The organism is Streptomyces sp. So13.3 (assembly GCF_005860785.2).
In the GTDB taxonomy this organism is placed as follows: domain Bacteria; phylum Actinomycetota; class Actinomycetes; order Streptomycetales; family Streptomycetaceae; genus Actinacidiphila; species Actinacidiphila fildesensis.
Genome location: NZ_CP048835.1, coordinates 6,228,839 through 6,247,113, shown reverse-complemented (window position 1 = coordinate 6,247,113; position 18,275 = coordinate 6,228,839). Strand labels below are relative to the sequence as shown.

The following is an 18,275-nucleotide window of genomic DNA, read 5'->3' as shown; positions in this document are numbered from 1 at the left end:
ACCGGACCCGCGCCGGGCCCCACCGGTTAGGCTGCGCCCATGAACGGCAGCGCGGCGCCCGCATACCGCCGACTCAGCGTCGAGCAACGCCGTACGCAGTTGCTCGCGGCAGCGGTGGACCTCTTCGGGCACCACCGCCCCGAGGACGTGTCGGTCGACGATGTCGCGGCCGCCGCCGGGGTGTCACGGCCGCTGGTCTACCGGTACTTCCCTGGTGGCAAACAGCAGTTGTACGAGGCCGCGATGCACAATGCCGCCGATGAGCTGCGGAAATGCTTCGTCGAACCGTCGCAGGGCGCACCGACGCAGCGACTGGCGCACGCCCTGGACCGCTATCTGGCGTTCGTGGACGAGCACGACGCCGCCTACTCCGCGCTGCTGCGCGGCGGCAGCGTCGCCGAGACCAGCCGGACCGGCGCGATCGTCGACGGGGTGCGGCGCAGCGCGGCCGAGCAGGTGCTGCTGCACCTGGGGGCGCCGGATCCCGGCCCGCGGCTGGCGATGATGGTCCGCTCCTGGATCGCCTCCGTCGAGGCGGTGTCGCTGACCTGGCTGGACGAGGGCAAGCAGCCGCCGCTGCCGGAGCTGCGCGGCTGGCTCGTCGACCATCTCACCGGCCTGCTGGTGATCACCGCGACGACCGACCCGGAGACCGCCGGGATCGCCGCGGCGGCGCTGGCCCTGGAGACCCCCGACAGCCCGGCCGGCGAACTGGCCCGGCGGCTTGCCCCGATCGTGGAGGCCGTCGCGCATCTGCTCCCCGACGACGGCGGCCGTGGGATGCTGGGCGGGTGAGAAGCGAGAACACGGAGTTCGTCGGCGGCCCGCTGGACGGACGCCTGATGGGCGTCCTGGTCGGGGCGACCGGACAGCCGCCGAAGGTGTACACCGTGCCGGTGCCGGACGCCGACGGGGGCAAACCCGTGGTGCACGTGTACCACCGCGAGCCGAGCCCGGGCCCGCGCGCGGCGCGGCAGACCCGGTGGGTCTTCGTGTACGACCCCGAGGGGACCGTCCCGGACACCCGGCTGAAGTGGCCGTGGTCGAAGAGCGTACGGAACAAGGGGACGCGGCCGCCCGGGGATTGACGCACAGCGGCGGATGACGGCCGCGCGGGGGCGCGGTGACCACCGGATGTCGCACGGGTGTTGGTTCAGACCATTGACAGGATTGGTCCAGACCTGTTTGCTGCGCCTTGTCATGCGCACTGCGTCATGCGCACTCCTTGAAGCAGAAGGAGCATCCCCCCGTGCTCACATCCCCCTTCCGCGGCCGGTCGAGATCCGCCATCGCCGGCGCCGCCACCCTCGCCTGCGCCGCCACCCTGGGCGGCCTGGTCGCACTCGCCCCCTCCGCCACCGCCGGTGAGTTCCTGGCCAACGGCGGTTTCGAGACCGGATCCCTGTCCGGCTGGACCTGCGACGCGAGCGCCAAGGCCGTCACCGGCCAGGCCAAGAGCGGGAGTTACGCGCTCGCCGGCACCCCCGGCGCGAGCGACACCGCCCAGTGCAAGCAGACCGTCACCGTCGCTCCGAACACCGCCTACACCTTCTCCACCCAGGTCAAGGGCTCGTACGTGTACATCGGCGTCGACGGCGGCACCAGCACCTGGACGCCGGGCACCGGCGGCGCGTACCAGCAGCTGAGCGTCAACTTCACGACCGGCGCGAGCCAGACCAGCGCCACGGTCTATCTGCACGGCTGGTACGGCCAGCCGGTCTACTACGCCGACGACGCCTCGCTCAGCGGTCCTGGCGGGCCGACCACCCCGCCCACGACACCGCCGACCACCCCGCCGACGACGCCCCCCACGACACCGCCGACGACTCCTCCCACCACGCCGCCCACCACCCTGCCGCCCTCCGGCGGACTGCCCACCCACGCGCTGGTCGGCTATCTGCACGCGAGCTTCGCCAACGGCGCGGGCTACACGCGCATGGCCGACGTTCCCAGCACCTGGAACGTCATCGACCTCGCCTTCGGTGAGCCGACCTCCGTCACCTCCGGGGACATCCGCTTCAACCGCTGCCCCGTGACCGAGTGCGCCGGCGTCGAGTCCGACGCCGAGTTCAAGGCCGCCATCCAGGCCAAGCAGGCCCAGGGCAAGAAGGTCGTCATCTCCATCGGCGGCCAGAACGGCCAGGTGCAGCTGACCACCGCCGCGGCCCGCGACACCTTCGTCTCCTCGGTGAGCGCGATCATCGACAAGTGGGGGCTCAACGGCCTCGACATCGACTTCGAGGGCCACTCGCTCTCCCTCAACACCGGCGACACCGACTTCAAGAACCCGACGACGCCGGTCGTGGTGAACCTGATCTCCGCGCTGAAGACCCTCAAGGCCAAGTACGGCAGCAGCTTCGTCCTGACGATGGCGCCGGAGACCTTCTTCGTCCAGCTCGGCTACCAGTACTACGGCTCGGGCCCTTGGGGCGGCCAGGACCCGCGCGCGGGTGCCTATCTGCCGGTGATCTACGCGATGCGCGGTGATCTGACCCTGCTGCACGTCCAGGACTACAACTCGGGTTCGATCATGGGCCTGGACAACCAGTACCACTCCATGGGCGGCGCGGACTTCCACATCGCCATGACCGACATGCTGCTCACCGGCTTCCCCGTCGCGGGCAACACCGCCAACATGTTCCCGCCGCTGGCGCCCTCCCAGATCGCCATCGGCCTGCCCGCGAGCACCAACGCCGGCAACGGCTACACCGCACCCGCCGAGGTGAACAAGGCGCTGGACTGCCTGACCAAGAAGACGAACTGCGGCAGCTACACCACCCACGGCACCTGGCCCGCGCTGCGCGGCCTGATGACCTGGTCGGTGAACTGGGACAAATACAGCAACTGGGAGTTCTCCAACAATTTCCGGTCGTACTTCGGAAGCTGAGATCAATCCGTAGCAACCAGAAGTAACCCCGCACCGCCCCCGGCCGGACTGGATTCCGGCCGGGGGCGGTCGTAGTCTCCCTCGACAGGTCCAGGCCGGAGGGGGCACGTACGCCATGTCGGAGCAGCCCGCCGGGATGTCGCGCCGGGCTCTGCTGACGGTGTCCTTCGGCGGTGCCGCGATGGCGAGCGCGGCCGGGATCGCCTGGCTGCGCAACGCCCCCGGCGGACACCGCAGCGATGTCGGCGCCGCCGGGCCCTCCCCCTCCGGCAGCCGGTCCTCGCAGCCCCATCCCAGGGGATCCCGCCCGCCCGGCAGCGCGCCGCCCCCGTTGTGGACGTACGACGGCCCCGAGCTGGTGGACGTCGCGCCGGTGGCGGTGAGCGGCACCCTCCTCGTCCTCAAGGGCTACGACGGTCTGATCGGCCTCGACACCCGCACCGGGAAACCGCTGTGGACCGCCGGCGGCTTCGAACCCGACGGCTCGCCGGTGCCGACCGGTGACGGTCTGCTGGCGGACGTGGCCTACACCGTCGGCGCCGCGGCCCCGCGCGCGGTCGACCCGGCTGCCAAGGGCCGGGTCCGCTGGACCCTGGAGCCCGCGGCCGGTCTGCGGTTCGCCCAGGACGCGCTGCTGGCCTCCGACGGCGGCGCGCTGTATCTGACGGCGTCCCAGGGCAGCCCGCTCGACGACGACTACGCGGCGCTACTGCTCGCCTACGACCTCAAGGACCGCCGCGAACTGTGGCGGACGACCGCCGGACACATCCCCTCCGAGGCACCGGCTGCGGTGCTGCCGGGCGACCGGCTGCTGTACTGCGACGGCGACGCCCTGACCTCCCTCGACCGGCGGACCGGCGAACGGCAGTGGACGCGTGCCCTGCAGGGAACCGGCAACGGCCGCCCGGCGGTCGCCGGTCCGCGCGCCTACGTGGCGGGCGGCGGGATCACCGCGGTCGCGCTGGACGACGGCACCGTCGCCTGGCACCACACTCCTCGCGACCGGACCTACAGCGATCCGGTGATCGCCGACGGCGTCCTGTACGCCACCGGATCCGCCGCCGGCGTCCTCGCCCTCGACGCCCGCACCGGCGGCACGCTGTGGGAGAGCGGCCCCGCGATACCGCTGGGCACGCAGTGCGCGCCGGTGGTGCACGGCGGGGTGCTGCACGCACCCACCGCAGGCGGCCGGCCGTGCGTCGCGGCGTTCCACCTCCGCACCCGTAAGGCGGTATGGAGCTATCGGGTTCCGGGAGCGGGGACCGGCGCCGCCGCGGGCATACGCCTCGCCGCCCGGGGTAGCGTCCTGTTCGTCCAGAACGGAAACACGGTGACGGCCCTGCCGTTGGGCTGAGCAGGTGAGGGGAAGGCACCACGGGGGTGACCGGATTGAGCGGAATCGCCTATTCCCACTGTCGAAGATACGACAATCCGTGACAGGATCTTGGCGCAGCAGGTGATCACCTCTGTGCAACCGAAGGTGAGGGGATGTCAGTGGCCCGACGGAACCGTGGGTGGATCCAAAGAGCGGTGATATGCGGTGCGCTCCTCGCGGCCGCCGCCCTCTCGCTCCCCGCCCAGCAGGCGGCCGCCGCGCCCCATGACCCCCCGTCACAGCCGCTGCCCCAGCTGCTGACCCAGCTCCAGACGCTGTATCTGCAGACCGAGCAGGCGACCGAGGCCTTCAACAAGGCGAAGGAAGCCGCCGCCAAGCAGCGGGCCACGGCCGTTCTGCTGGACAAGCAGCTGGCCGACCAGCGGGTCGCGGTCGCCGAGGCCCGCGACCAGATCGGGATGCTCGCCCGCCGGCAGTACCAGGACGGCGGGGTCTCGCCGTACCTCAACCTCCTGGTCGGCGACGACCCGCAGCAGCTCTTCTCGCAGAAGCACCTGCTGCAGCGGGCCGCCGGGAGCGAGGCCGACATCCTGGAGCAGCTGAAGACCGGTGAGGCGCGGATCGCGGTGCTGAACGCGGGCGCCCAGACGGCGCTCGGCCAGGCGCAGCTGCTGCAGACCCAGCAGGGCGCCGCGAAGGTCCAGGTCGAGGAGCACCTCAAGCGCGTCGAGACCATCATCGCGGGTCTGACAGGTGTTCAGCTCGACGAGCTCCAGAAGCTCGAGGAGCAGGGCATCAACCAGGCCCAGAGCGACTTCCTGGACTCCAAGGCCCTCGGCGCGGGCAGCCGGACGCCGTCCGAGGCGGGCAACCGCGCGGTCGGCTACGCGTTCCTGCAGCTCAGCAAGCCGTATGTCTGGGGCGCCGAAGGACCGGACGCGTACGACTGCTCCGGCCTCACCTCGCAGGCCTGGCTGCACGCCGGGAAGGCGATCCCGCGCACCAGCCAGGAGCAGTGGGCGCAGCTGCCCAAGGTTCCGTTGAGCCTGCTGCGCCCCGGCGACCTCGTCGTCTACTTCCCGGGCGCCACGCATGTCGCCATCTACATCGGCGACGGTCTCGTCATCCAGGCGCCGCGGCCCGGCTCCGTCGTGAAGGTCTCGCCCATCGCCGCCAACCCGATCCTCGGAGCGGTCCGGCCCGACTCGGCGCAGGGCCCGATGAAGAACTACGTCCCGCCGGCCGTCCCCAAGACGGACGCCAGGACGCCGATCGACGGTGGCTCCGACCAGGGCAACAACGTCGGCTAGGGGTGTTTCGAGAGTCCCGCCTGGCCCTCCGGGCGAACGGCGCTACTTTCGAAACACGCCCTGGCGGTACCGGGAAACTCCGGGGCCGGGCGGGCTCGTGTCGCGAGCCCGCCCGGCCCCGCCGTGTTACGCGCCCTGTGCGGGCTGCGCGGTCCGACCGGCCTGGACCTCGCCGAGGTAGGCCGCGGCCAGCTCCGGGTCGAAGAGCCACTGCCCGTAGTCGGCCGGGTCGTTGAACCCGTTGGCGAAGCGGTCCGCGACGGGCTGCAGCTCGCCCGCGGCGCCGATCACCTGGAGAACGTGCTCGGGCGGCGGCGCGAGCATCGCGTTCGTCCACTGGGTGACGGGCTCGGCGATCCGCCAGTACCGGTCGAAGGCAGACTGCATCCACGCGCCGTCGAAGGGCTGGTCGCCGCGCTCGGTGATGCTCTCCAGGTAGGACGCGGCACACTTGGCAGCGCTGTTGGAGCCCTGTCCGGTGATGGGGTCGTTCGCGACGACGACATCGGCGACGCCGAGGACGAGACCGCCCGACGGCAGTTCGGCGACGCCCTGCCGGACCGTGGGCGCGTACCGGCCGGCGAGGGTGCCGTTCGCATCGGTGAGTTCCACCGAGCGGGTCCGGTCGTACTCCCACGGGGTGAACTGCCGCATCAGGTCGAGGGTGAGGCGCAGTTGCTCCTCGGGGTCCTTGACGCCCTGGAAGACGTCCAGCGGACCGCCGGGGATGCCCTCCCAGAAGAGGATGTCGGCGGGGCCCGAGGTGGTGAGGGTCGGGATCACGATCAGCTCGCCGATGCCCGGCACCAGATTGACGTTGACCGCGAGCCGGCCGTCGCTCCCGGGGCGCGGTGCGAGGCCGTGCACGTACGACACGGCCAGGGAGCGCTGCGGGGCCTCGTAGGGCGAACGGGACGCGTCGCGGCGGAACATGGAGACCAGCTCGCCCTTGCCCGCGGCGACCAGCACCAGGTCGTAGGCGCGCGAGAAGTAGTCGAGGTCGGAGACCGCGACGCCGTGGATGACGAGCTTGCCGCCGCGCTCGGCGAAGGTCTCCATCCAGCCGGCCATCTTCACCCGCTGGTCGACGGACTGCGCGTAGCCGTCCAGCCGGCCCACCCAGTCGATGGGGCGCGACGCGTCCGGGGCCGCGACCGAGACACCGAGACCCTCGATGCGCGGGGTCTGCTCCTCCCAGAAGTTGATGCCGAGATCGCGCTCGTGCTGCAGCGCGGTGTCGAACATGCACTGCGTGGACATCACCCGGCCGTCGCGTATCTCGTCGGCCGTGCGGTTGGACATGAGGGTGACTTCATAGCCACGGCCCTGCAGACCCAGGGCCAGTTGGAGCCCGGCCTGACCGGCTCCGACGATGAGTATCTTGCGCATGATGAAGGTCCGGCTTTCGTGAAAAATTCGGGAACGGATCGCTCAGAGCGGCTGTTCGGCCAGTGCGTGCGCCACCAGGGCCATGAGTGCCTCCACTACCGAATACCGCTTCCGGGCGTCGCAGATCAACACCGGTATGTGCGGCGGTACGGCGAGCGCCTCGCGGACGTCCTGCTCGGTGTACTCCGGAGTGCCCTCGAACTGGTTGACCGCCACCGTGTACGGCAGTCCGCAGCCCTCGAAGTAGTCGAGCGCCGGGAAGCACTCGGCCAGCCGCCGGGTGTCCGCCAGCACGATCGCGCCGATCGCGCCGCGCACCAGGTCGTCCCACATGAACCAGAAGCGCTGCTGACCGGGCGTGCCGAAGACGTACAGCACGAGGTCCTGGTCCAGGGTGATCCGGCCGAAGTCCATCGCGACGGTGGTCGTCGTCTTGTCCGGGGTCGAGCCGAGGTCGTCCACGGACTCGCTGGCCCGCGTCATCACCGCCTCGGTGGTGAGCGGCGTGATCTCGGAGATCGAGCCGACGAACGTCGTCTTGCCCACGCCGAAGCCGCCCGCGACCACGATCTTGGTGGAGACCGGCGCGCGCCCGCGCTCCGTCTGCCACTCCTGCGTGCCGCCGGTCTCCTCAAAGCCTGCGAAGTCCACCGAGCACCCTTTCCAACAGCGCGCGATCCGGGCTGCCGGGGCCGTGCCCGGTGCCGTAGACGCGGATCCTCCCCTGATCAGCCAGGTCGCTGAGCAGTACGCGGACGACGCCGAGCGGCATCCGCAGCAGTGCCGAGATCTCGGCCACCGACCGCATTCTGCGGCACAACTCCACGATCGCGCGCATCTCCGGCATCACCCGCTCGGCCCAGCGGCCGGCGGTCAGCACGAAATTCGGCTCCTGGCCGTCGATGCTCGCCACGAAGGTCTCGACGAACAGCACATGGCCGAAGCGAGTGCGTCCACCGGTCAGGGCGTACGGGCGGACCCGGGCCGTGCGGCGGTCGAGGCCGCGCTGGGGCAAGGACATGGACATCAGCGACCGCCCCCGCTCTCGGCGCCGGCGGCTTCCTGGGACCGGCGCAACTCGTTGCGGAGCTGGGGCGTCAGCACGTGGCCGGCCCGGCCGACGAACAGGGCCATGTGGTACCCCACGACGCTCATGTCGCAGTCGGCGGAGGCGTGGACGCCGAGCAGCGACCCGTCGCTGATCGACATCACGAAGAGACTGCCCTCGTCCATGGCGACCGCGGTCTGCCGGACCCGGCCGCCGTCCATCAGGCGCGCCGCGCCGTCGGTCAGCGAGGCAAGGCCGGAGACGACCGTGGCCAGGTCCGCACGGGCGTCCGCGGGGCCGGCCGGCGGCTGCTGCCCGCCGGGTTCCGCCGCGGCCGCCGGATCCGGGTCGGAGTTGATCAGCAGCAGTCCGTCGGAGGAGACCACGGCGACCGAGTGGACACCCGGCACCTCCTCGACGAAGTTGCTCAGCAACCACCGCAGATTCCGGGCTTCATGGCTCAGGTCCTTCGTGTCCGTACTCGCCGCGTTCAACGGCTCGCCTCCTCGATGGTTCCAGCTGCGCCTGTGCCCCCCGTTGGGCCTGCCTTCTCCGGGTCCGCCGCCCGGGTCTCCTCTTCCGCGTCCCGTCGTCCGTCCCGAAGTCCTTGCTGCAATCCGCCGAACTTACGCCGTAGCGCCTCCGCGTCCACCGGCCCGGTCCGTTCCGGGCGCCGCGCGGCCGGCTCACCGGTCAGCCCGCTGCTGCGCGGCACGCGCTGCGGCAGGCCCTTGCCGGTGATGGATCCGTCGGGTCCGGCGGGTTCCGCCTGCGCGTCGTCGGGCGCGTGCCGCGGCCGTACGACGCCGCCCGTGGGCCGGTCGCCGGCCGGGTCCCGCTCGGGTCCCGAGTGCTCCACGGAAGCGTCACCCGCGGCCCCGGCCCCGGCCGCGTCCGGAACCGCCTCCGGCTCGGCGGGTACCCGTTCCGGTGCCCGCTCCGGAGTCTCCGACACGGCAACCGGCATCGGCTCGCCCGCGATCGCGGCCTCCACCGGGTTGGCCGGAGCCTCGTCGGGCCGGGCCGCGGGCAGCAGCCGGCGCGGCAGGATGACGACGGCCGCGATGCCGCCCTGCTTCTGCTCGCGCAGCTGGACGCGGATCCCGTGGCGGGCGGCGAGCCGGGCCACGACGTACAGCCCCATACCGGTCGCGTTGCCGGGCGCGGTCGGCTCGGGGTCGGTGAGCAGCGCGTTCAGCTCGGCGAGCCGCTCCGGCGGAGCGCCGATGCCCTGGTCCTCGACGGAGATCATGGCCTCGCCGTTCTCCAGCATCCAGCCGGAGAGCTGTACTTCGGCCTGGGGCGGCGAGAACGCGGTCGCGTTGTCCAGCAGTTCGGCCACCAGGTGACTGGTGTCGTCGGCGGCGTGGCCGGCCAGCTGCCCGGCGGGCAGCACCTGGATCCGCACCCGCTCGTAGCGCTCTATCTCCGAGATCGCCGCACGGGCCACGTCGACCAGCGGCACGGGCTTGACGGTGGCGCCGCCGTGGCTGTGCTCGGTGCCGGCGAGGACCAGCAGGTTCTCGCTGTTGCGGCGCATCCGGGTGGCGAGGTGGTCCAGCCGGAAGAGCGTCTCCAGCCGGTCCGGGTCCTGCTCGCGCTCCTCCAGACCCTCGATCAGGGCGAGCTGGCGCTCCACCAGGCCCAGGGTGCGCAGCGACAGGCTGACGTACGTGGTGTGCCCGCCGGTCCGGTCGGTGCCGGTCCTGGCGCTCACGGTGCTCGCGGCGCTTGCGTCGTCCCGCTGACGCAGCAGGCTGTCGCGTTCCGCGGTGAGCGCGTCGCGGATGCCGAGCAGCCGGGTCTGTTCCGCGCCGAGTTCGAGGCCGCGGGCCTGTACGGCGCGCAGCTCGGTGACGAGCACGTTGATACGGCGGGCGACCGTCGCGAACTCGTCGTTGCCGATGACGCGTGCCTCTTCGGACCCGCCCTTGGCGAAGCGGTGCAGCGCGGCGAGCGGCCGGGTGAGGGAGCGGGCGGTGGAGACGAGGACGCCGACGGCGACCAGCAGGCACAGCGCGGCGAGGGCGACCCGCAGTTCGAGGGCGGTCACCGCGTCGTCCCGCCGTTCGCCGGCCGCGTCGGCCTCGGCGGTGGCGAGCGAGGACTCGACGCTGCGCATGAGGTCGATCCTGGCGGTGAGCGCGGCCTTCACCTCGGCCGTGCCGAGCGCCCGGTCGGAACCGGTCAGCTGCGGCTGGTCGGTGAGGAGCCGGAGGTCGCTCTCGGCCTCGGTGACATCCGCGCCGGTGACGGTCTGGCTGTACTGGTCGCGGAGGTCCTGGGGCGCGGTGGCGCGGAAGTCGGCGAGCGCGGCCCGCTCCTGTACCGCGGCGGTCTGCGCGTCGGTGGCCAGCGGCCGCTGGGAGCCGGAGCCGGTGAGCGCGCTCACCAGCAGCCCGCGCTCGGTGGCGGCCAGCGCGGCGGCGCGGCTGAGCGGTGCGGTCACCGGACCCGTCACCCGGCCCAGGGCGTCCAGCAGCGGGGCGTACGCGGCTACGACGGCCTGCGGCGTACCGGTGCCGGTCAGCGCCTCCTGCCGGATCTGCGGGAGGGTCGCCAGCACTTCGCGCGGTTCCGCGCCGGTGTCCTCGTCGGCCGAGAGGCTCTGCGCCTGCCGGTCCACCCGGTTGCGCTGCGATTCGGAGAGTCCGGGGGCGCCGGTGCCGGGCGCGGTGGAGCGGCCGCCGGCGACGAAGGCGGCCATGTCGTCGCGTTCGTCGGCCAGGGAGTGCGACAGCGAGATCGCCCGGACGGCCAACTCGGCCCCCGTCACCTCGTCCTGCGCGTCGGACACGTCGCGCACGGCGACCGCCACACCGGGCGCGGCCGCGGCCGGCACGATGACAGCACAGATCAACAGGGCGGCCAGCAAGCGGCTGCGCACCCGTCCTTTGCCCGCCGCCGGGGGGACCCCGTCGCGCGGTTCACGTCGTCTTCGCACCGGAGCTCGCAATCCCGTCTCGCCTGGTCAATGGGCCCGACCTTCTCAGCCCGTTGTAGACGGGGCCGCGCGTCCCCCTCCCCCGACACCCGAACGAGTGAATCGCACCCATGAGTTGACGGACAAGTCCGGCGCGGAACGTCTCGATCCGTGATCGCCGAACGGGTTTGGCGTCGCGCCCGAGCCCTGGCAGGATGCCCGCCCGCATCCCATCCGCCCATGTCAGGCGCCATGGGATCCGCACCGGGCGCGATACGGGGCCCGTCAGGTACGGACCAAGAGGTTCGAACGGCGCTCCGGCAGAATTGAGCCATGCGCATCGAGAGCAGCACCGAGCCCGGCACCCCCGACCACCCCAACGAGGACTTCCTTTCGCTGGCCCTGCCCGCTTCCGGGCACGGTGGCGTGCTGGTTCTGCTGGATGGCGTGACGCCGCGGCCCGGCAACGGGGACTGCATCCACTCGGTGCCCTGGTTCGTGGCGCGGCTCGGCGGGGCCCTGCTCGAACTGTCCGTTTCGCGACCGGAGATGACTCTCTCCGACTGTTTGGCGTCCGCAATTGCCCGTACGGCGGACGCGCACCGCGACACCTGTGATCTTTATCACCAGCTCACACCGCAGGCCACGGTGGTCACAGTCCGGTGGAACCAGGACACCGTGGAGCATCTCGTGCTCTCCGATTCGGTGCTGCTCCTGGAGGCCGCCGACGGCAAGATCACACCGGTGCTGGACGACCGCATCGACCGGCTGGTGGCCGAGGGCCGCGCCGTCCCCGCGCTGCGCAACGCCGAGGGCGGCTTCTTCACCGCCGCCGCCGATCCGGCGGTGGTCTCCCGCGCGGTCACCGGCACCACCCCGCGCGGCGACGTCCGCGCGTTCGCGGCGCTGAGCGACGGGGCGACCCGGCTGGTCGAGGTCTTCCGCACGGACGACTGGGCCGGCACCTTCGCGCTGCTGCGCGAGGAGGGACCGCAGACGCTGATCCGGCGGGTGCGCGCCGTGGAGGCCGCCGACCCCGAGGGCCGCGCCGTCCCGCGCGGCAAGCCGTTCGACGACGCGACGGCCGCCCTCGTGGAGCTCTGACCCGGCGGGTCGCTTTCATCCGTCCGGAGGGGGCCTCCAGGGCGTGCCCTAGTCCTCCGAGCCCTGCAGTTCGTTCAGCCGCTGCAGCAGCCGGGCCAGTTCGCTGACCTCGCCGCGGTCCCAGGCCGCCAGCCGCCGGAGGTAGCGGGAGCGCCGGGCGGCGCGCACGCGGGAGAAGCGCTCGCGGCCCTCGGCCGTCATCCGCATCAGGAAGGCGCGGCCGTCGGCGGGATCCGGCTCGCGGGTGATCAGCCCCAGCACCTCCAGCGCGCGCAGCTGCCGGCTCATGGTGGCCTTGCCGACGCCGAAGTACGCGGCGAGGTCGGTGGCGCGCTCGGGCTCGCACTCCTGGAGCCGGACCAGGAGCCCGTAGGCGGCGGGTTCCAGTTCCGGGTGCAGCTCACGCGCCATCTCGCCGGAGGACGCGCGAGCCCGCCGGTAGAACACCGTCAGCTCGCGTTCCAGGGCTTCCATCTGCTCGTCCACAGCGCTCCCGCTTTCAGGGGGCTGAAAGTTTCTTTCAGCGATCGTCGTTCCCGCAGCTGCTCAAGTATTTCGTAGGTGTAGACCAACGGCGGTTCCCGGGGACCCTTCCACGCGCGTAGTTTCCGCCCCTACCTTCGTCTTGTCATGGCCACCCCAAGGCCATGGTGCGCGTCAGGCCCCGTCCCCCATGGAGGAACATATGTCCTTCGGAGCCCAATCCGCCGTGCGCAGATCAGGATTCTTCCGCACCCGGACGGCCTTCGCCGCCGGACTGCTCTTCGCTGTGCTCGCCCTCTTGTTCTCCCTGCCGAATTCCGCCGGCGCGGTCGGCAGCGGCCCGATGACCCACCCCGAACTCGACTGGATGGGCTCGACCATCCGCGCCCACGAGGGCGGCAGCACCACCGGAGGCGTGGCCACCCCACTGGTCACCCAGACTCCGGGCATGGACGTCAGCGGCTACCAGGGCAACGTCAACTGGTCCGCGGCCTGGTCCAACGGCGGACGGTTCGCCTACATCAAGGCCACCGAGGGCACCTCGTACACCAATCCCTACTTCGCCCAGCAGTACAACGGCTCGTACAACGTCGGGATGATCCGCGGCTCGTACCACTTCGCGCTGCCGGACAACTCCGGCGGCGCCGCCCAGGCCGACTACTTCGTCAACCACGGCGGCGGCTGGTCCGGTGACGGCAAGACCCTGCCGGGCGCGCTCGACATCGAGTACAACCCGTACGGCGCCACCTGCTACGGCCTGAGCGCGAGCAGCATGGTCAGCTGGATCGCCTCGTTCAGCAACGAGTACCGCGCCCGTACCGGCCGGTACCCGACGATCTACACCTCCACCAACTGGTGGACCCAGTGCACCGGCAACAGCAGTGCCTTCGCCGCCAACAACCCGCTGTGGATCGCGCGCTACTCCACCAGCGCCGGCACCCTGCCGGCCGGCTGGGGCTTCCACACCATCTGGCAGTACGCCGACTCCGGCGTCTTCCCCGGTGACCAGGACCGCTTCAACGGGGCCTACGACCGGCTGCAGGCCTTCGCCAACGGATAGCCGCCCGGCCCGCTGAACCGCACAGAACACGGAAACAGAACACGGAACAGGGCGCCGCCCCTCCGCACGGGGGGAGGGGAGCGCCCTGTTCTGTGTGCACCGCTCCGTTGCCGCCACGGCAGCGGTCCGACGGTCAGGCGGCGACCGGGATCCGGTCCTCCGTCACCGACTGCTCGAGCGCCAGCTTCAGCACCTGCCGGACGTCGGAGACCGGGTGCACCTCGAGCTTCTCCAGGATCTCCGCGGGCACGTCGTCCAGGTCGGGCTCGTTGCGCTTCGGGATGATCACCGTGGTGATTCCGGCCCGGTGCGCGGCCAGCAGCTTCTGCTTGACGCCGCCGATCGGCAGCACCCGCCCGGTCAGCGACACCTCACCGGTCATCGCCACATCGGTGCGGACCCGCTGCCCCGACAGCAGCGAGGCGAGCGCCGTCGTCATCGTGACGCCCGCGCTCGGGCCGTCCTTCGGGATGCCGCCGGCGGGCACGTGGATGTGCACACCGCGCTCCTTCAGGTCGCCGACCGGCAGCTCCAGTTCCGCGCCGTGCGAGCGCAGGAAGGAGAGCGCGATCTGTGCCGACTCCTTCATGACGTCGCCGAGCTGGCCGGTGAGGGTCAGCCCCGATCCGCCCGTCTCCGGGTCGGCCAGCGACGCCTCGATGAACAGCACGTCGCCGCCCGCCCCGGTCACGGCCAGGCCGGTCGCCACCCCGGGGACGGCCGTCCGCCGCTCGTCCGGCTCCTGCGCCGACTCGGGGGTGTGGTGCGGCCGCCCGATCAGCGCCCGCAGATCCGCGTCGGTGACGGTGAACGGCAGCTTCTGCTCGCCCAGTTCGTGCCGGGCCGCGATCTTCCGCAGGATGCGGGCGATCGACCGCTCCAGGGTGCGCACACCCGCCTCGCGGGTGTACTCCCCGGCGAGCTTGCGCAGCGCCGAATCGTCGAGCGACACCTCGTCGGTGACCAGTCCGGCCCGCTCCAGCTGGCGCGGGAGCAGGTGGTCACGGGCGATGGTGACCTTCTCGTCCTCGGTGTAGCCGTCCAGCCTGACCAGTTCCATCCGGTCGAGCAGCGGCTCGGGGATCGAGTCCAGGACGTTGGCGGTGGCCAGGAAGACCACATCGCTCAGGTCCAGTTCGACCTCCAGGTAGTGGTCCCGGAAGGTGTGGTTCTGTGCCGGGTCCAGCACCTCCAGCAGTGCCGCCGCCGGGTCGCCCCGGTAGTCGGAGCCGACCTTGTCGATCTCGTCGAGCAGCACCACCGGGTTCATCGACCCGGCCTCCTTGATGGCCCGGACGATGCGGCCGGGCAGCGCGCCGACGTAGGTGCGCCGGTGGCCGCGGATCTCCGCCTCGTCCCGGACGCCGCCGAGCGAGACCCGGACGAACTTCCGTCCCATCGCCTTCGCGACGGATTCGCCGAGCGAGGTCTTGCCGACCCCGGGAGGGCCGACGAGCGCCAGCACGGCGCCTCCGCGACGGCCGCCCACGACGCCCAGACCGCGGTCCGAGCGGCGCTTGCGCACCGCCAGGTACTCGGTGATGCGCTCCTTGACGTCGTCGAGGCCCGCGTGGTCCGCGTCGAGCACCGAGCGCGCGCCCGGGATGTCGTACACGTCGTCGGTGGTGGTGTTCCACGGCAGTTCGAGCACCGTGTCCAGCCAGGTGCGGATCCAGCTGCCCTCGGGCGAGGCGTCGGAGGAGCGCTCCAGCTTCTCGACCTCCTTGAGCGCGGCCTCGCGGACCTTCTCCGGCAGATCGGCGGCCTCGACGCGGGCCCGGTAGTCACCGGCCTCGTCCTCCGGCTCACCGTTCAGCTCGGACAGCTCCTTGCGGACGGCGTCCAGCTGCTGGCGGAGCAGGAACTCGCGCTGCGCCTTCTCCATCCCCTCCTGCACGTCCTTGCGGATGGTGTCCGCGACGTCCTGCTCCGCGAGGTGGTCGCGCAGCGTGGCGATGGCGATCCGCAGCCGCTCCACCGGGTCGCCGGTCTCCAGCAGCTGCAACCGCTGCTCGGTCGTCAGGAACGAGGAGTAGCCGGAGTTGTCCGCGAGCTGCGAGACGTCCTCGATCTGCTGCACCCGGTCCACGACCTGCCAGGCGCCGCGCTTGCGCAGCCAGCTGGTGGCCAGTGCCTTGTACTCCTTGACGAGCTCGGCGACCGCGCCGGGCGCCTCGGTGACCGCCGGCTCCTCGACCTTGGTCGCCTCCACCCACAGCGCGGCGCCGGGTCCGGTGGTGCCGGCCCCGATCCGCACCCTGGTCACCCCGCGGATGACCGCGCCCGGGTCCCCGTCGGGCAGCCGGCCGACCTGCTCGATCCAGCCGAGCGTGCCGACCGCGGCGTACGTGCCGTCGATCCGTGGAACAAGCAGCACCTGCGGCTTGCTCTTACTTCCTGAGACGTGCGCGGCCTGCGCGGCTTCCACGGCCGCGCGCACCTCGGTGTCGGTCAGGTCCAGCGGCACCACCATGCCGGGCAGCACCACAGCGTCATCCAGTGGCAGCACGGGCAGGGTGAGCGGTCCGGACGATGCGGTTACAGCAGCCATGATCTCTCCCTAAGCAAGCAAGTTGAGCTATGTGGACTCAATGCATCTGATGCCCCCGGTGTTCCCCAACGGATGTTCGCTCTGAGCGATCACGTTCGTGACGCCCGGAAAGGACGCCGGGTGCCCCTTTTGGGCCACGTAGCCGAGCGCGCCGACCGCCCCGTACGCTGCATGCCAACCGGGACGACCTTGTGGGGCGGCAATGGACAGCACACAGACGACACCAGGCGCACAGCGCCGGGTGCTGGTGGTGGAGGACGATCCGACGATCGCCGACGCCATCGCGGCAAGGCTGCGCGCCGAAGGGTTCCAGGTACGCACAGCGGGCGACGGACCCACCGCGGTGGAGACCGCGATCGCCTGGCAGCCCGATCTGCTGGTGCTCGACGTCATGCTGCCCGGCTACGACGGCCTGGAGGTCTGCCGCCGGGTCCAGGCGCAGCGGCCGGTGCCGGTGCTGATGCTGACCGCACGTGACGACGAGACCGACATGCTCGTCGGCCTCGGGGTCGGCGCGGACGACTACATGACCAAGCCGTTCTCCATGCGCGAGCTGGCCGCCCGGGTGCACGTACTGCTGCGCCGCGTGGAGCGCGCGACGATAGCCGCGCACAGCCCGCGCGGCGGCAGTCTGCAACTGGGCGACCTGGAGATCGACAACTCCCAGAGACGGGTCCGGGTGCGCGGCACGGATGTGCACCTGACCCCGACCGAATTCGACCTGCTGGTGTGCCTGGCACAGCAGCCGCGCGCCGTCCTCTCCCGTGAGCAGCTGCTCGCCGAGGTCTGGGACTGGGCCGACGCGTCCGGCACCCGCACCGTCGACAGCCACGTGAAGGCGCTGCGCCGCAAGATCGGCGCCGAGCGGATCCGTACGGTGCACGGCGTCGGCTACGCGCTGGAGACCCCGGCCCCATGAGGCTGTGGGCGCGCCTGTGGGCGGCGCTGAGGCCCTACGACCCGCTGCGGTCCATCAAGGCGGCCCTGCAACTGCTGGTCGTCGTCTCGGTGCTGATCACGACGCTGCTGGTGATCGTCGCGATCCACTCGGCCACCGAGCTCCGGGTGATCACGATCTTCTCGATCATCGCCTGTCTGCTGATCACCCAGTTCGTGGCGCACGGCCTGACGGCGCCGCTGCGGGAGATGACCGCGGTCGCGCGGGCCATGGCGCAGGGCGACTACAGCCGACGGGTGGCGCAGGTGCGCCGCGACGAGGTCGGTGAGCTGGCGGAGACGTTCAACCGCATGGCGGCCGATCTGGAGGCCGTCGACCAGCACCGCAAGGAACTGGTGGCGAATGTCTCACATGAGCTCAGGACGCCCATCGCGGCGCTGCGCGCGGTCCTGGAGAACGTCGTCGACGGGGTGTCCGAGGCCGATCCCGAGACGATGCGGACCGCGCTGCAGCAGACCGAGCGGCTGGGCAAGCTGGTCAGCCAGCTGCTGGACCTGTCCCGGCTGGACAGCGGCGCGGTGCACCTGGACGCCAAGCCCTTCGAGGTCTGGCCCTATCTGTCGGCCGTCCTGAAGACGGCCAGCCTGGGCATGGAGGGCGCCGCCCGCGCCGGCCGGCGCAGCCGCCCCCGCGCCGACGTCCATCTGCACCTGGACGTCTCACCGCCGGAGCTGACCGCGTACGCCGACGCCGAGCGGCTGCACCAGGTGGTGGCCAACCTCGTCGACAACGCCGTCAAGCACAGCCCGCCCGGCGGCCGGGTCACCGTCCGCGCCCGGCGCGGGGCGGTGCCCGGGAGCCTGGACCTGGATGTGCGGGACGAGGGTCCGGGCATCCCGGAGTCCGAGCGCAACCGGGTCTTCGACCGCTTCAACCGGGGCGCCCACCCCGGCGGCGACGGCGGTACGGGACTGGGGCTGGCCATCGCCCGCTGGGCGGTCGATCTGCACGGCGGGGACATCGAGGTGGCCGAATCCCCCCGTGGCTGCCGGATCCGCGTCACGCTTCCGGGTTCGGTTCCCGCGCAACGTTGACATAGGCTGGCAATACGGGTGCGGCGGACAGCGGGCCGTACTCGTACGGGGGGACGCCGTCACAACCCCTTAAGAGGGACCAATTTCCCGCCATGCACAGCGCCGAAACCCCTCTTCCGGTGTGACTTACGCGACGACTGACCCCCGGGCCTGCGCCGAACGGCCCGGTAGGCGTAGCCTTTATTCCCGCTG

The 18,275-nt window shown here is 71.5% G+C and carries 16 protein-coding genes; 9 read left to right on the top strand and 7 right to left on the bottom strand.

Going from position 1 to position 18,275, the window contains the following annotated elements; all coding sequences use genetic code 11:
• Positions 1-39: 39 nt before the first annotated feature.
• The 5 genes from C8250_RS28260 to C8250_RS28240 all read left to right on the top strand — a co-directional run bounded on the left by C8250_RS28260 (position 40) and on the right by C8250_RS28240 (position 5,533).
• Positions 40-795 (top strand): TetR/AcrR family transcriptional regulator, encoded by a 756-nt coding sequence (locus C8250_RS28260; RefSeq protein ID WP_138350874.1) that lies wholly within the window; start codon positions 40-42, stop codon positions 793-795.
• Positions 792-1,088, top strand: a complete 297-nt coding sequence (locus C8250_RS28255) for a hypothetical protein (protein ID WP_138350875.1) — start codon at positions 792-794, stop codon at positions 1,086-1,088. The genes C8250_RS28260 and C8250_RS28255 overlap by 4 nt, the downstream gene beginning before the upstream one ends.
• Before the next feature lie 236 nt (positions 1,089-1,324).
• Complete coding sequence (locus tag C8250_RS28250) at positions 1,325-2,887, top strand: glycosyl hydrolase family 18 protein (RefSeq protein WP_232484692.1); 1,563 nt, start codon at positions 1,325-1,327, stop codon at positions 2,885-2,887.
• Between the two features lie 115 nt (positions 2,888-3,002).
• A complete protein-coding gene (locus C8250_RS28245; RefSeq protein WP_138350876.1) occupies positions 3,003-4,241 on the top strand; it encodes a PQQ-binding-like beta-propeller repeat protein in 1,239 nt (412 codons plus the stop codon).
• Positions 4,242-4,417: 176 nt separating this feature from the next.
• Positions 4,418-5,533: a C40 family peptidase gene (locus C8250_RS28240; RefSeq protein ID WP_244809413.1), complete on the top strand. Its 1,116-nt coding sequence runs from the start codon at positions 4,418-4,420 to the stop codon at positions 5,531-5,533.
• A 126-nt stretch (positions 5,534-5,659) separates the two neighbouring features.
• Here C8250_RS28240 and C8250_RS28235 read toward each other — a convergent pair whose 3' ends face one another.
• From C8250_RS28235 to C8250_RS28215, 5 genes are read right to left on the bottom strand one after another with little or no spacing between them, the layout of a single operon-like run.
• Positions 5,660-6,922 carry a styrene monooxygenase/indole monooxygenase family protein gene (locus tag C8250_RS28235; RefSeq protein WP_138350877.1) on the bottom strand — a complete coding sequence of 421 codons (1,263 nt, stop codon included), beginning with the start codon at positions 6,920-6,922 and terminating at the stop codon, positions 5,660-5,662.
• A 42-nt stretch (positions 6,923-6,964) separates the two neighbouring features.
• Entirely contained in the window at positions 6,965-7,573 is a 609-nt protein-coding gene (locus C8250_RS28230; protein ID WP_138350878.1) for an ATP/GTP-binding protein, read from the bottom strand.
• Entirely contained in the window at positions 7,554-7,949 is a 396-nt protein-coding gene (locus C8250_RS28225; protein ID WP_138350879.1) for a DUF742 domain-containing protein, read from the bottom strand. Before C8250_RS28225 ends, C8250_RS28230 begins: the two co-directional genes overlap by 20 nt.
• Positions 7,949-8,464, bottom strand: coding sequence for a roadblock/LC7 domain-containing protein (locus tag C8250_RS28220; RefSeq protein WP_187145008.1), 516 nt, complete (start codon positions 8,462-8,464; stop codon positions 7,949-7,951). Before C8250_RS28220 ends, C8250_RS28225 begins: the two co-directional genes overlap by 1 nt.
• A complete protein-coding gene (locus C8250_RS28215) occupies positions 8,461-10,857 on the bottom strand; it encodes a nitrate- and nitrite sensing domain-containing protein (RefSeq protein ID WP_244809412.1) in 2,397 nt (798 codons plus the stop codon). Before C8250_RS28215 ends, C8250_RS28220 begins: the two co-directional genes overlap by 4 nt.
• A 369-nt stretch (positions 10,858-11,226) precedes the next feature.
• Here C8250_RS28215 and C8250_RS28210 point away from each other — a divergent pair, with 369 nt between their 5' ends.
• Positions 11,227-11,997 (top strand): hypothetical protein, encoded by a 771-nt coding sequence (locus C8250_RS28210; RefSeq protein ID WP_138350880.1) that lies wholly within the window; start codon positions 11,227-11,229, stop codon positions 11,995-11,997.
• A 48-nt stretch (positions 11,998-12,045) separates the two neighbouring features.
• On the opposite strand, the gene C8250_RS28205 is transcribed toward C8250_RS28210, so the two are convergent.
• Entirely contained in the window at positions 12,046-12,471 is a 426-nt protein-coding gene (locus C8250_RS28205) for a MarR family transcriptional regulator (RefSeq protein ID WP_138351069.1), read from the bottom strand.
• 211 nt (positions 12,472-12,682) lie between these two features.
• Here C8250_RS28205 and C8250_RS28200 point away from each other — a divergent pair, with 211 nt between their 5' ends.
• Positions 12,683-13,540, top strand: coding sequence for a lysozyme (locus tag C8250_RS28200; RefSeq protein WP_138350881.1), 858 nt, complete (start codon positions 12,683-12,685; stop codon positions 13,538-13,540).
• A gap of 133 nt (positions 13,541-13,673) precedes the next feature.
• Here C8250_RS28200 and lon read toward each other — a convergent pair whose 3' ends face one another.
• On the bottom strand, positions 13,674-16,091 hold the full coding sequence (gene lon, locus C8250_RS28195) for an endopeptidase La (RefSeq protein ID WP_138350882.1): 2,418 nt from the start codon (positions 16,089-16,091) through the stop codon (positions 13,674-13,676).
• A gap of 202 nt (positions 16,092-16,293) precedes the next feature.
• Here lon and C8250_RS28190 point away from each other — a divergent pair, with 202 nt between their 5' ends.
• Together C8250_RS28190 and C8250_RS28185 are read left to right on the top strand one after the other, a co-directional pair.
• A complete protein-coding gene (locus C8250_RS28190) occupies positions 16,294-17,010 on the top strand; it encodes a response regulator transcription factor (protein WP_138350883.1) in 717 nt (238 codons plus the stop codon).
• Complete coding sequence (locus tag C8250_RS28185) at positions 17,007-18,083, top strand: ATP-binding protein (RefSeq protein ID WP_138350884.1); 1,077 nt, start codon at positions 17,007-17,009, stop codon at positions 18,081-18,083. Before C8250_RS28190 ends, C8250_RS28185 begins: the two co-directional genes overlap by 4 nt.
• Positions 18,084-18,275: the final 192 nt, after the last annotated feature.

Excerpts from the sequence above, each read along its gene's own strand:
- C8250_RS28205 (WP_138351069.1), bottom strand. The coding sequence starts at position 12,471 with ATGGAAGCCCTGGAACGCGAGCTGACGGTGTTCTACCGGCGGGCTCGC.
- C8250_RS28245 (WP_138350876.1), top strand. The coding sequence starts at position 3,003 with ATGTCGGAGCAGCCCGCCGGGATGTCGCGCCGGGCTCTGCTGACGGTG.
- C8250_RS28260 (WP_138350874.1), top strand. The coding sequence starts at position 40 with ATGAACGGCAGCGCGGCGCCCGCATACCGCCGACTCAGCGTCGAGCAA.
- C8250_RS28190 (WP_138350883.1), top strand. The coding sequence starts at position 16,294 with ATGGACAGCACACAGACGACACCAGGCGCACAGCGCCGGGTGCTGGTG.
- C8250_RS28210 (WP_138350880.1), top strand. The coding sequence starts at position 11,227 with ATGCGCATCGAGAGCAGCACCGAGCCCGGCACCCCCGACCACCCCAAC.
- lon (WP_138350882.1), bottom strand. The coding sequence starts at position 16,091 with ATGGCTGCTGTAACCGCATCGTCCGGACCGCTCACCCTGCCCGTGCTG.
- C8250_RS28200 (WP_138350881.1), top strand. The coding sequence starts at position 12,683 with ATGTCCTTCGGAGCCCAATCCGCCGTGCGCAGATCAGGATTCTTCCGC.
- C8250_RS28225 (WP_138350879.1), bottom strand. The coding sequence starts at position 7,949 with ATGTCCATGTCCTTGCCCCAGCGCGGCCTCGACCGCCGCACGGCCCGG.
- C8250_RS28235 (WP_138350877.1), bottom strand. The coding sequence starts at position 6,922 with ATGCGCAAGATACTCATCGTCGGAGCCGGTCAGGCCGGGCTCCAACTG.
- C8250_RS28185 (WP_138350884.1), top strand. The coding sequence starts at position 17,007 with ATGAGGCTGTGGGCGCGCCTGTGGGCGGCGCTGAGGCCCTACGACCCG.